The sequence below is a fragment of the Pseudomonas sp. TWR3-1-1 genome (assembly GCF_049896545.1).
In the GTDB taxonomy this organism is placed as follows: Bacteria; Pseudomonadota; Gammaproteobacteria; order Pseudomonadales; family Pseudomonadaceae; genus Aquipseudomonas; species Aquipseudomonas weihenstephanensis.
This window is the reverse complement of sequence record NZ_JAFCUO010000003.1, coordinates 367,198-379,407: the sequence shown is the minus strand read 5'-3', so window position 1 is coordinate 379,407 and position 12,210 is coordinate 367,198. Positions and strand designations below refer to the sequence as shown.

The following is a 12,210-nucleotide window of genomic DNA, read 5'->3' as shown; positions in this document are numbered from 1 at the left end:
GCAGGATGCGAGCTGTGTGGGTGCAAAAGATCGCAGCCTGCGGTAGCGCCTACAGGGTTCGTTATGAAGCTGGAACTTGATCGACTCGCAGACGCAGCGGTTGCGGCGTTTTGTCGTTGAGGTCAACGCTATTGCGTTCGGTGGTGATGAACAGCAATTGGCCGTTGTCTTCAATGCGGGCGCTGACGGCGTAGGTATGGCCGGGCTTGACTTGAGCAGGGTCGTAGCTCAAGTGAAACGGCAACGGAACCTGGCCTTTGATCTGGCCACTTTGTTTGGCCAGGGTCACGGCCGGGGCGTCAGCCAGTGAAATATCTTGCAGGCTGACTTCCAGAGTGGCGGTTGGCGGCAAGGCGATACGTTGCAGGTAGAACACTTCGCCGTCGAGTGTGGCGTGTGGGGTTGAGTTCATTGAGCTACAGGCTCCAAGTAGTGCAGCAAGGCCGAGCACAAGCAGTTTTTTCATGGCAGAAAACTCCGTTTCTATCCCTGAGCAAGTGATTTCACTCAGGGAAGTTGAAGGGATTCTAACAATGAAAAGCGGCCTGGGCGGTAGTGGGTGGCCAACATCGCTGTGACCACGGTGCAGGATGTGGCCTTAGCCGTTGTTGCCGCCGTGAACGCCACCGTCCGGATGGTCGATGCGCCAAGGGGTGCCAGGAGGGGTTTGTTTGTCCGGTACGCCTTGGGTGTCTGCGCCGTTGCCAGGGTCTGGGCGGCCTCGGGTTTCGGCATCGTTGCCAGGGTCTGGGCGGCCTCGGTTTTCAGCATCGTTGCCAGGGTCTGGGCGGCCTCGGGTCTCGGTATCGCCGCCAAGGTCAGGACGGCCTCGGGTTTCGGTATCGCCGCCAAGGTCAGGACGGCCTCGGGTTTCGGTATCGCCGCCAAGGTCAGGGCGGCCTCGGGTTTCGGCATCGCCGCCAAGATCAGGTCGGCCGCGGTTTTGAGCGTTATGTTCTACGTGAGTGCATTCATTTTCTTGAGTCATGTTTGATGTTCTTATAGGTTGACTAGCCTGGGTATGTGCCGATTCATTCGGTACATGCCAAGGCTAGTTGCTTATAAGTCGTCGAAAAATGATCGAGAGCTTTCTGTGTTGTTTTGAAGACTTACCCTACGCTCTGCGGTGTGTCAGCGGCATCTTCTGCACGGTGCAGGGCCACCTGACGAATCGACAGGCGAATCTCTGCCGGCAATACGCGTTTGGCTGCGCCTTCGGCCAGTTCCCCCAACAGTTCGTGGTAACTCAACTTGCCGTTGGCATCGCGGCGCAGTACCTCTTCTTCAAGCAGCGTCTGGATAAAGTGGCGGAACAAGCTCTTGTCGAAGAACTCCGGGGCATTGAGGCCATGCAAAATGGACAGGCGTTGAGCCATCATGGTGCACAAGTCTTCCAGTTCTTCGGCGCTCAAGGTGTTTTGACCGCTGTTGAGCAGCAGTGAAATCGCCATGTAAAAGCGTTGCAGGGTTTGCGCAATGCTCTTGGACAACAGTGTCAGCAGCACAAAGTGGCGCGAGCTAGGAGCGGGGCGCAGGTACACCTCGTTTTCGAAACGCAGCAAACCTTGCTCGACAAAAGCCTCCAGCCATTGATCGACGACGCCATCCAGTTCGTCCAGCGTCCAGCGGATGAACAATTCCGATTGCAGGTACGGATACAAGGCGCGGGTGTAGCGCAGGATCTGCTCACGCGTCATCCGCGAAGCGCTCTGGAAGAAGCTGGCCAGTAACGAAGGCAGCGCGAAGATGTGCAGCACGTTGTTGCGGTAGTAAGTCATCAGGACGGCGTTCTGCTCATCCAGATACAGAATTTTGCCCAATGCATCGCTTTGCTCGGACAACAAGTCCATGTCCTTTACATGCTCGATCAGCGCGCGGCCATCCCCTTCAGGCAAGGTGGTGTGCGGTGAATACGGCACGCGGCGCAGCAGCGCCAGATAGAGGTCGAGCACGCGGGCCATGGCGCGATCATCCAGCGCCAGCTTGCTGGTGGACAACAACGCCAGTGCCACCAGATTCACCGGGTTGATGGCGGCAGCTTCGTTCAAGTGCTGAGCCACTTTCTCACCCAAACGATGAGTGGTGGCGTTCAACCATTCAGGACGGTACGACGGTGCGAGTTCCTGTTGGCGCCAGTTCGGTTGTTCGGTGTCGAGAAACTCCGCCAGTTTGATCGGTTCGCCAAAGTTGACCGCCACCTGACCAAAACGCTGTTTGAGCGCGCCAATGACTTTGAAAATGTCGAAAATCGACTCTTTCTTCTTGCTCGCACCGCGCAATTCACCCAGGTATGTACGGCCTTCAAGCACACGCTCATAGCCGATATACACCGGCACGAACACGATGGGCATGCGCGAGGAGCGCAAAAAGCTGCGCAAGGTAATGGCCAACATTCCGGTTTTGGGTTGCAGCATACGGCCGGTACGCGAGCGCCCGCCCTCAACGAAGTACTCGACCGGGAAGCCTTTGGTGAACAAGGTGTGCAGGTATTCGTTGAATACAGAGGTGTAGAGCGGATTGCCCTTGAAGGTACGGCGCATGAAAAATGCCCCGCCACGGCGCAACAAACTGCCGATGACCGGCATGTTGAGGTTGATCCCGGCGGCGATGTGCGGCGGAGTCAGACCGTTGCGAAACAGCAGGTAGGAAAGCAGCAGGTAGTCGATATGGCTGCGGTGGCACGGCACGTAAATAATTTCGTGGCCTTGCGCGACGTCTTGCACACCTTCGATGTGGTTGACCTTGATCCCGTCGTAAATCTTGTTCCAAAACCAGCTCAGTACCACTTCCAGAAAGCGAATGGCGGTGTAGGTGTAGTCCGAGGCGATTTCGTTGGCATAGCGCAGGGCTTGTGCCTTGGCCTTATCGGGCGAGATGTTCTCGCGCTCGGCTTCGTCGAGAATCGCCTGACGCACGGTTGGCTCATTGACCAGGCCTTTGACCAGATTGCGCCGGTGCGACAGGTCGGGGCCGATGACCGCGGTTTTAAGGTTGCGAAAGTGTACGCGCAAGATGCGCTGAGCCATGCGCACGGTGCGTTCATGGCCTTTGTTATGGTCGAGCAGTTCACGCAAATGAATGGGCGCCGAGAACTGCACGCGGGTCTTGCGGCCCAGAATAAGAATGCGCAGCAGGCGACGCAGACGCCCGGTCACCGCCCAGCTGTCAGCAAACAGCAACTTCCACGGGCTGGACTCGCTGTCAGGGGATTGGCCCCAGAACACACTGACGGGGATGATTTGCGCGTCTTCGCCGGGGTTGACGGTCAGGCTGTCCACCAAGCGGGTCAGCGTCGGCGGGGCACCGCGTTTGTCCTGGCGCCCTAGCCAATCGGGTTCTGGGGTCAGGTAAAAGAAGGCGGCAGGTTCAACCATTTGCCCCACGGCCACTGGTAATACCGGACGCGGCAGGCCCGCCTTGGTGCATTCGGCGTCGACCACCGCCAGTTCAGTCACGGAGGGCGATTGCAGGACGTAGAACACCGGCCGGCTGCGGTCCAGATTAAGGGTGAAGGACGACTGATTGATGGTCTCCGAGCGTACCCACAGGTACAGCAAGCGACGCAGGGCGCCAAACACTAGACGACGGAACGGGGAACGGGTCATACGGCTTCTGCATGAGTGGATTAAAACGAGTGTTTACTCGGCCGGGTAGTGTGCCGTATCTCTGGAAAATCGGCAAAAAAGCTGCGAACTAATATTGATTGAGTGTTTTTCGCGCTGTCTTATACTCGATGCTCTTTCGCCATCAAGTGTAAGACGTTTTCAGCAAACTATAAGTTCGAGCGAAAGTGCTCAATGGGCTGAATCAGCAAGCCCGCTCAAAAACAATAAAGGGGATGCACGCATGACAACGCGGTTTACAGGCAACGTGAAATGGTTCAACGACGCCAAAGGCTACGGGTTTATTCAGGGCGAAGAGGGCAAGGATGTGTTTGTGCACTACCGCGCAATTCGCGGTGAAGGCCATCGCAGCCTGGCTGAAGGTCAGCAGGTCGAATACAACCAGGTGACGGGTGACAAAGGCTTGCAGGCTGAGGATGTGGTAGGGCTGTAACGGTAAAACCTGTAGCTGCTGCCCAAGGCTGGGATAAGGTCCCAAGGGCCTTCGCTTTTCAGGCGATGGGTTACTGTGCAACCCATCGCGGCCTGCGGCAGCGGCTACAAGGCCTGTGAGTCAGGAGCCGGTTTTCCAGGTGATTTCTTCTTCGCCGTCTTCGCTGATGCGCACCCAGCGGTCAGCGTCGGCTTCGCCTTGCTCTTCAACCCAGCTACCCGGCGCACAGCGCACTTCGATGTTCAGTGCCTTGAAGGCGGCGTGGGCACAGGCGATGTCGTCTTCCCAAGGCGTTTGATCGCTGTCCAGGTACAAACTGTTCCATTTGCCTACGGCTTTTGGCATCCAGGTCACGGGAACGTTGCCTGCGGTACATTTCCAGGTTTCGCCTTTCTTTTTCCATTCCGAGCAGGGGCCCAGAACCTCTGAAAGCCAGACTTCTACGTCTTTGTAGGTGACGGTTTCTTTCAGGTAAATCTCAATGTCGGGTTGGCGCATGGATGTCCTCACTGCGGGTCTGAAAAATCCATTCGCGGATTAGTCGGGCCCGGGGCGTGTGCCCCTGGCCGTAAAGTGGGTTATTGAAGCACGAAGTAATCGTAGCGCATGGACACCGTCACGATTAAAGGCTCGGGGTGTTCGATGACTTCGGCGCGACGTTCGGCGCTGGCGCGCCAGCCGTGCGGGGTCATGGCCAGCAAGTTGGCGCGATCTTGCGGTTCGCTCAAGCGCAGTTTGAATTCCAGTGTTTCACTGTGTTGCAGCTGCATGCCTTCAGGTATCAGCGCCAGATGCTTGTCGTCTGCGTATTCACGCACTTCGTCGTACAGGCGTTCGCGCAACTCCATCAGGTGCCCGCGAGTGGGGCCGACACGCATCAGCCCGCCGCCGGGGGTGAGCAAGCGCTTGGCCTCAAGCCAGTCGAGCGGGCTGAACACGCTGGCCAAAAACTGGCAGCTGCCGTCAGCCAAAGGCACTCGGGCCATGCTGGCGATCAACCAGGTCAATTGCGGATTGCGCTTGCAGGCCCGCTTGACCGCCTCGCGGGAGATATCGAGGGCGTAGCCATCGGCATGGGGCAGGGCGTCGGCGATTTGTGCGGTGTAGTAACCCTCGCCACAACCGATGTCCAGCCAGCGCTGCGGGGCGCGCTCGGCAGCCAGCTCCGCCAGGCGCTTGGCCACAGGCGCGTAATGACCGGCGTTGAGAAAGTCGCGACGGGCTTCAACCATTGCCTGATTGTCGCCAGGGTCACGGCTGTTTTTGTGTTGCACGGGCAACAGGTTCAGGTAGCCCTGACGCGCACGGTCAAAACGGTGGCCTGCCGGGCAGACCACGCCATTATCGACCGCACTCAGCGGCTCAGAGCAAATAGGGCAGGCGAGCATCAGGCGAGCAACTTGATCAGGGTTTGGTAGTAGATCTCGGTCAGCACATCGAGGTCGCTGGCCAGTACGCGTTCGTTGACCTGGTGAATGGTCGCGTTGACCGGCCCCAGCTCCACCACCTGGGTGCCCAATGTGGCGATAAAGCGCCCGTCAGAGGTGCCGCCGCTGGTGGACGCCTTGGTTTGGCGACCGGTCACTTGTTTGATGCTTGAGGCGACGGCATCGAGCAATGCGCCCGGCTCGGTCAAAAACGGCAGGCCCGACAGCGCCCACTCGATGTGCCAGTCCAGACCATGCTTGTCGAGGATATCCGCCACGCGCTGTTGCAAGCCTTCGACCGTAGATTCGGTCGAGAAGCGGAAGTTGAACACCGCCACCAGATCACCGGGAATGACGTTGGTCGCGCCGGTGCCCGAGTTGAGGTTGGAAATCTGGAAGCTGGTAGGCGGGAAGAAGTCGTTACCGTTGTCCCAATGTTCGGCGGCCAGCTCAGCCAGCGCCGGGGCCGCCAGGTGAATCGGGTTTTTTGCCAGGTGCGGGTACGCCACGTGACCTTGAACCCCGCGCACCGTGAGCTTGGCGCCGAGGGAGCCGCGGCGGCCGTTTTTCACCACGTCACCCACCAGCGTGGTGCTCGATGGTTCACCCACGATGCACCAGTCCAGACGCTCCTTGCGGGCGGCGAAACGCTCAACCACCGCTTTGGTGCCGTGATGCGCCGGGCCTTCTTCGTCGCTGGTGATCAGAAATGCGACCGAACCCTTGTGGTCCGGGTAGTCAGCGACAAAACGTTCGGCGGCCACCAGCATTGCGGCCAGGCTGCCTTTCATGTCGGCAGCGCCACGCCCGCAGAGCATGCCGTGTTCGTCGATCAGCGCATCGAACGGGTCGTTCTGCCACGCTTGTACCGGGCCGGTTGGCACCACGTCGGTATGACCGGCGAAGCACAGCACCGGGCCGTCGTGTTTGCCGTGGGTGGCCCAGAAGTTGTCCACGTCTTCGATGCGCATAGGCTCCAGTGCAAAGCCTGCATCACCCAAGCGCTGCATCATCAGCTTCTGGCAATCGGCGTCGATTGGCGTCACGGAAGGGCGACGGATCAGATCGCAGGCAAGTTGCAGGGTCGGCGAGAGGTCGGCGTGGGCCGTCATGGTGGTGGACTCCGAAGCTGGGCGTGTAGGGAAGCAAACTTTGAACGCTCGCGCCTGTAAGGCTGGGCGCAAAAGGGCGGTTATCTTAAAGCAAAACGGCGGCCAGAGGCCGCCGTTTAGTGGTTGCGGTCAATTTATGCCGCAGGCTGCTCTTTCGGTGCGTCCACCGGTTTAGGCAGAGATGACATAAAGGCCATCACCAGCGCTGCCAGATACGGCAGCGATTGCACCAGCAACATCACCACCCAAAAGCGCATGTCGTTGCTCGGCAACCCTTGTACGAAGCAGATCCCCAAGGCTGCGCCCCAGAGCAACAGCATGATGAAGACTTCTTCCCGTGCCTCGGAGAGCGCGACCCAAAAACCGTGGTTGTCGGCGTTTTTAGGCGTACGGAAGAACGGAATGCTGGTGGTGAAAAAGCCATACAACACCGCCTTGGCAATGGTGTGCGACAACGCCAGCCCGGCCAGAGCCGCAGCAAATGCATCCTTGAGGTTGACCCCCACGGTACGGCGGTACAGGAAGATGATCTTGCCCACCTTGAATACAAACAACGCCAGCGGCGGGATCGCAAAAATCAGCAGAGGTGGATCGACCCGCGTCGGCACAATAATCATCGCGGCCGACCACAGCAGCGCGCCCACGGTGAAGAAGATGTTCATGCCGTCAGCGACCCACGGCAACCAGCCCGCCAGGAAGTGATAACGCTGGCCACGGGTCAGTTGCGAGTCCTTGCCACGCAGCAGGCTTGAGGCGTGACGCTTGATAATCTGAATCGCTCCGTAGGCCCAGCGGAATCGCTGTTTCTTGAAGTCGATGAAGGTATCGGGCATCAGCCCTTTGCCGTAGCTGTTGTGGGAATAGGCTGCGGAATAGCCTTTCTCAAAGATCCGCAGGCCCAACTCGGCATCCTCACAAATACACCAGTCGGCCCAGCCCAGCTCTTCGAGTACCGAACGGCGGGTCATGGTCATGGTGCCGTGCTGAATAATCGCGTCGCGGTCGTTACGGGTGACCATGCCGATATGGAAGAAGCCCTTGTACTCGGAATAGCAGAGCTTTTTAAAGGTGCTTTCGTTCTGGTCGCGGTAGTCCTGGGGCGATTGCACGATGGCGATTTTAGGGTCGGCAAAGTGCGGCACCATGTGCTTGAGCCAGTTGCGGTCTACGCAGTAGTCCGAGTCGATGACCGCGATGACTTCGGCATCCGGCGCGGTGTGCGGGATCAGGTAATTGAGTGCGCCGCCCTTGAAACCGGCCAGCGGGGCAACGTGGAAAAACTTGAAACGCGGACCGAGGGTGGCGCAGTAATCGCGCACCGGCTCCCAGACCGCCGGATCTTTGGTGTTGTTGTCGATGATCAACACTTCGAAATCCGGGTAATCCAGATTGGCCAGCGCGTCGAGGGTCTGTTTCACCATCGCGGGTGGCTCGTTGTAGCACGGCACATGGATCGAGACTTTCGGGCGGTAGGCGTCGTCGGCTTCGACCGGTAAAAACTCCCGTCGGCGCTTGCGAACCCATACCGCTTCGGCCAGTTCGTGGGCTTCGGTCAGCAACACGATAAACACCCCGAGGGCGCCCAAACCCAGTAAGAACCCTACCGTGAGGCTGAACCAGGTGCTGTATTGCTGGCTGTAGTCGTAAGCGATCCACACCAGCACCGAACCGCATAAAAAGGCGGTGAACGTGAGGAACGTTCGCCCGCGCTGACGCAGTGCAGAACCATCAATGAGCAGCAACGCCAGCGACAGCAGGCCCATCACCACCGAACCGATGGCCAGTACGCGCCACTGCGGGATCGCGACCACTGGGCCTTCGAAGTTGAATTTTTGCTGGCGTGCGGCGTTGTACACGCCCCAGTACGCCCCCACCGAGCCTTCGTCGCTGGCCTTCCACGGCTGGTCGAACGCTTCGATCACGAAGTAGTTGTAACCCCGGCGGTTCAGGGTATTGACCAGGTTACGCAGGTAAATCGCCTGGTCAGCCGGGGTCGCGTCAGCACCACCGCGCATGCGGCCGTTACTCGGCCAGCCAACCTCCGACAGCAGCAAAGGCTTTTTCGGGAACATCTTTTTCAGATCCCGGGCACGGTCCAGTACAAATTCGCCAGCCTTGTCCACCGGGATAAATTCCCAGTAGGGCAAAATGTGCGCGGCAATCAGGTCAACGTGCTTGGCCAGTTGCGGGTATTTCTCCCAGATATGCCATTGCTCGGACGTGGTGACGGGCACCTTGACCGCGGCGCGCACCCGGTCCAGCAGTACGATCAGCTCTTCGGGTGTGATTTCTTCGCGGAACAGCGCTTCGTTACCCACCACGACCCGCACGATGCTGCGCGAGTTATTGGCCAGCTCAATGGCTTTCTGGATTTCCCTCTCGTTGCGCTCCAGGTCAGGGCTGATCCAGATCCCGATGGTCACGCGCAAACCGAACTCTTCGGCCAACTTGGGAATATCACCCAAGGTGCCATCGACTGAGTAGGTACGAATGTTGTCGGTCAGCTTGCTCATGATCTCCAGGTCACGACGCATTTCATCGTCGGACGGATATTGGTCTTTCTGCGGGTATTGGCCTTGTTGAAACGGCGAATACGAAAAACCGGAGATTTGCTCTGGCCAGTTGGGCGCCGAGACCGGGCGATTGATCAGCGCCCAGAAACCGGTGAAGAGAGCGGCGATGGCCAACACCACCACCAGATTGAGTCCAAATTTACGCGATGACATAACTATTTCGGGTTCCAAAAGGAGTGGAACGAAGATCGCTCGGCAGGTGCCAAACGGCGCGCATCCTACACTGGGATTTAACTTGACGTACAGCGCATGGAAAACGGCTTGGCGTTTGGCAGCGATCGCCAGCTTAAGTTCTTTCTTTATTACTTGTAGCTCTTATCTTGCTACTAGGTCGGCTATTAAAGCAGGCTTGGTCGGATGATCCGTAGGAAATGTACTCAGCATCGTTAAGACCACCCTATAATGCGCGCCGGTTTTTGGGGTGTTGGTTATGAGTACAGAAGATCCGCGGTTTGCCGGTGTAGCCCGGTTATATGGTCTGGAAGGCATGGACCGTCTGCGTGCGGCGCATGTGGCGATCATCGGTGTAGGTGGCGTGGGGTCATGGGCCGCCGAAGCGATTGCGCGTTGTGGTGTGGGTGAAATTTCGCTGTTTGATTTGGATGATGTCTGCGTCAGCAACACCAACCGCCAGCTGCATGCATTAAGTTCGACCGTTGGTCGGGACAAGGTTGAGGTGATGGCCGAGCGCCTGCGTCAGATCAACCCGGATTGCACGGTGCACGCGGTGGCGGATTTCGTAACCCGCGAAACCATGGCCGAGTACATCACCCCCGACATCGACTGCGTGATCGACTGCATCGACAGCGTGAATGCCAAGGCGGCGCTGATTGCCTGGTGCAAGCGACGCAAGATCCAAATCATCACCACGGGTGGCGCGGGCGGGCAAATCGACCCCACGTTGATCCAGGTGTGTGATTTGAACCGTACCTTTAATGACCCGCTGGCCTCCAAAGTGCGCTCCACGTTGCGTCGTGATTATGGTTTTTCTCGTACCGTGACGCGTCATTACAGCGTGCCGTGCGTGTTCTCGACCGAGCAGCTGCGCTACCCCAAGCCCGATGGCAGCATTTGTTTGCAGAAAAGTTTTGTGGGGGATGGGGTCAAGCTTGACTGCGCCGGTGGGTTTGGCGCGGTGATGATGGTTACGGCAACCTTTGGCATGGTGGCGGCGACCAAGGCGGTCGACAAAATCGTGGCGGGTATGCGTCGGCCTTCGGAAAAGCTCAAGCAAAAACAAAGCCCTCACCCTGCCCCTCTCCCAAAGGGAGAGGGGAGTGAACGCGTGGAGTCGCATAAACCGGCGGCCTGAAGTTGCGCGATGAATGCAGGCGTGCAGTATTTCTCAAGCACGCACCAATCCGTCCGTCTGCCGTTGGGAGTGGGTCAGGATGAGGGGATTTTAGCCGAGCGCCAATTCCCGCATCCGCACTAAAACGGCATTTAAGCCATTGCTGCGTGACGGCGACAATTGGCGGCTCAAGCCCAACTGCTCGAACCATCCCGGCAAGTCCACTTGCACCAGTTGTTCTGCGCTCAAACCGTTCACCCGCGCCAGCAACAATGCCACCAGCCCGCGAATCAAGCGTGCATCAGTGCTGGCCGCAAACTGCCAATGCCCGTCTTTCAATTCGCCCACCAACCACACCAGGCTTTCACAGCCCTGCACGAGGTTGGCGTCGGTTTTTTCGGTCTCGGGCAGGGCCGGTAAGCGTTGGCCCCACTGCATCAGCAAGCGCGCGCGCGACTCCCAACCCGCACACTGCTTAAAACTGTCGAGGGCAACGTGTGCTTCAGCGGGCAAGCTCATTGCAGTAACTCCAGCGCCTGATCAAGTGCCGTGAAGAATCGCTCAAGATCTTGCGAATCGTTGTACAGCGCCAATGACACGCGTATAGCGCCCGCCAGCCCCAGGCTTTTCAGCAACGGCATAGCGCAGTGGTGACCGGCACGCACCGCAATGCCTTGCTCCGTCAGCAGGTGCGCAAGGTCAGCGTTGTGCACGTCTTCGACGACAAAACTCACCAGTGCCAGTTGCGCAGTGCCCAGCAGGCGAATGCCTGGACGCTGCTGCAAACCTTTTACCAGCAGCGCATGCAGGGCGGCTTCGTGGGCCTCGACGGCGTGTTGATCCAGGCTCGCCAAATAACTCAGGGTGGCGCCCAGGCCGATCACGCTGGCAATCGGCGGGGTGCCAGCCTCAAAACCCAGGGGCGCCGGGCGAAAGGTCGCGTGCTGGTAGTCGGCGTCTTGCACCATCTCCCCGCCAAACTGCCAGTGCTGCAAGCGAGCGAGGGCTTCGTTACGCCCGCACAGCACGCCCAACCCGTCAGGGCCGTACAGTTTGTGGCTGGAAAATACGTAGAAGTCGCACCCCAACGCTTGTACGTCATGACGGCCATGCACGACGCCTTGAGCGCCGTCGACCACGGTCAGCGCGTTGTGCGCTTTGGCCAGCGCCAACAGGGCGGGCAGGGGTTGCCACACGCCCAGCACGTTGGACAGTTGGCTCACCGCCAACAGTCGGGTACGCGGGGTGATCAGTTGGGCAGCGGCGACAAGGTCAATCACGCCATCGCTGTCGAGTGGCAACACCACCAGTTTGAGGTGTTTGCGCTGGGCCAACTGTTGCCAGGGCAGCAGGTTGGCATGGTGTTCCAGGGCGCTGATGACGATTTCGTCACCGGCCTCAAATTGGTGTTCCAGCCCGTAGGCCAGCAAGTTCAGCGCCGAGGTGGCACCGTGGGTGAAAACGATGGTTGCGCTGTCGCCGGCATTGAGCCAGTGGGCGACTTTGGCGCGGCTGTTCTCAAAGGCCTGGGTCGCGTGGGCGCCCGGCAAGTGTTGGGCCCGGTGCACGTTGGCGGCGCCACTGGCGTAGTAGTGCGTCAGTGCGTCGAGCAGGGCCTGGGGTTTTTGCGTGGTGGCAGCGTTGTCCAGATAGGTCTGGTCTTGACGTTGCAAGGCGGCGATGGCTGGGAAGTCAGCGCGCCAGGGAGAAGGCAAAAGCATGGTGTTGTGGCTCTGTTGACGAGGCCAGAA

11 protein-coding genes are annotated in these 12,210 nt (G+C 58.8%); 2 read left to right on the top strand and 9 right to left on the bottom strand.

The genetic code is table 11. The features are described from left to right. Window positions 1-61: 61 nt before the first annotated feature. The 3 genes from ACP7A4_RS10405 to plsB form a co-directional block, all read right to left on the bottom strand. The gene (locus ACP7A4_RS10405; protein ID WP_059764499.1) at window positions 62-466 is read right to left on the bottom strand and encodes a YbaY family lipoprotein; all 405 of its coding nucleotides are present in this window, start codon (window positions 464-466) and stop codon (window positions 62-64) included. A gap of 132 nt (window positions 467-598) precedes the next feature. Further along, the gene (locus ACP7A4_RS10400; RefSeq protein WP_426246681.1) at window positions 599-988 is read right to left on the bottom strand and encodes a hypothetical protein; all 390 of its coding nucleotides are present in this window, start codon (window positions 986-988) and stop codon (window positions 599-601) included. A gap of 121 nt (window positions 989-1,109) precedes the next feature. Next, complete coding sequence (gene plsB, locus ACP7A4_RS10395; protein ID WP_059764503.1) at window positions 1,110-3,605, bottom strand: glycerol-3-phosphate 1-O-acyltransferase PlsB; 2,496 nt, start codon at window positions 3,603-3,605, stop codon at window positions 1,110-1,112. 241 nt (window positions 3,606-3,846) lie between these two features. Here plsB and ACP7A4_RS10390 point away from each other — a divergent pair, with 241 nt between their 5' ends. Then, window positions 3,847-4,056 carry a cold-shock protein gene (locus ACP7A4_RS10390; RefSeq protein WP_048363340.1) on the top strand — a complete coding sequence of 70 codons (210 nt, stop codon included), beginning with the start codon at window positions 3,847-3,849 and terminating at the stop codon, window positions 4,054-4,056. A gap of 120 nt (window positions 4,057-4,176) precedes the next feature. On the opposite strand, the gene ACP7A4_RS10385 is transcribed toward ACP7A4_RS10390, so the two are convergent. The 4 genes from ACP7A4_RS10385 to ACP7A4_RS10370 all read right to left on the bottom strand — a co-directional run bounded on the left by ACP7A4_RS10385 (window position 4,177) and on the right by ACP7A4_RS10370 (window position 9,321). Beyond that, window positions 4,177-4,554 carry a hypothetical protein gene (locus ACP7A4_RS10385; RefSeq protein ID WP_203303232.1) on the bottom strand — a complete coding sequence of 126 codons (378 nt, stop codon included), beginning with the start codon at window positions 4,552-4,554 and terminating at the stop codon, window positions 4,177-4,179. An 80-nt stretch (window positions 4,555-4,634) separates the two neighbouring features. Then, on the bottom strand, window positions 4,635-5,444 hold the full coding sequence (locus ACP7A4_RS10380) for a putative RNA methyltransferase (protein WP_426246677.1): 810 nt from the start codon (window positions 5,442-5,444) through the stop codon (window positions 4,635-4,637). Further along, the gene (gene dapE, locus ACP7A4_RS10375; RefSeq protein ID WP_059764508.1) at window positions 5,444-6,595 is read right to left on the bottom strand and encodes a succinyl-diaminopimelate desuccinylase; all 1,152 of its coding nucleotides are present in this window, start codon (window positions 6,593-6,595) and stop codon (window positions 5,444-5,446) included. Before dapE ends, ACP7A4_RS10380 begins: the two co-directional genes overlap by 1 nt. Before the next feature lie 134 nt (window positions 6,596-6,729). Further along, the gene (locus ACP7A4_RS10370; RefSeq protein WP_048363344.1) at window positions 6,730-9,321 is read right to left on the bottom strand and encodes a glycosyltransferase; all 2,592 of its coding nucleotides are present in this window, start codon (window positions 9,319-9,321) and stop codon (window positions 6,730-6,732) included. A gap of 277 nt (window positions 9,322-9,598) precedes the next feature. Here ACP7A4_RS10370 and tcdA point away from each other — a divergent pair, with 277 nt between their 5' ends. Further along, window positions 9,599-10,480 carry a tRNA cyclic N6-threonylcarbamoyladenosine(37) synthase TcdA gene (tcdA, locus tag ACP7A4_RS10365; RefSeq protein WP_426246675.1) on the top strand — a complete coding sequence of 294 codons (882 nt, stop codon included), beginning with the start codon at window positions 9,599-9,601 and terminating at the stop codon, window positions 10,478-10,480. A 90-nt stretch (window positions 10,481-10,570) separates the two neighbouring features. Here the strand turns inward: tcdA and ACP7A4_RS10360 are convergent, their stop codons facing one another. Beyond that, entirely contained in the window at window positions 10,571-10,978 is a 408-nt protein-coding gene (locus ACP7A4_RS10360) for a SufE family protein (RefSeq protein WP_426246673.1), read from the bottom strand. After that, complete coding sequence (locus ACP7A4_RS10355) at window positions 10,975-12,180, bottom strand: aminotransferase class V-fold PLP-dependent enzyme (RefSeq protein ID WP_059764512.1); 1,206 nt, start codon at window positions 12,178-12,180, stop codon at window positions 10,975-10,977. The genes ACP7A4_RS10360 and ACP7A4_RS10355 overlap by 4 nt, the downstream gene beginning before the upstream one ends. Between the last annotated feature and the right edge of the window lie 30 nt (window positions 12,181-12,210).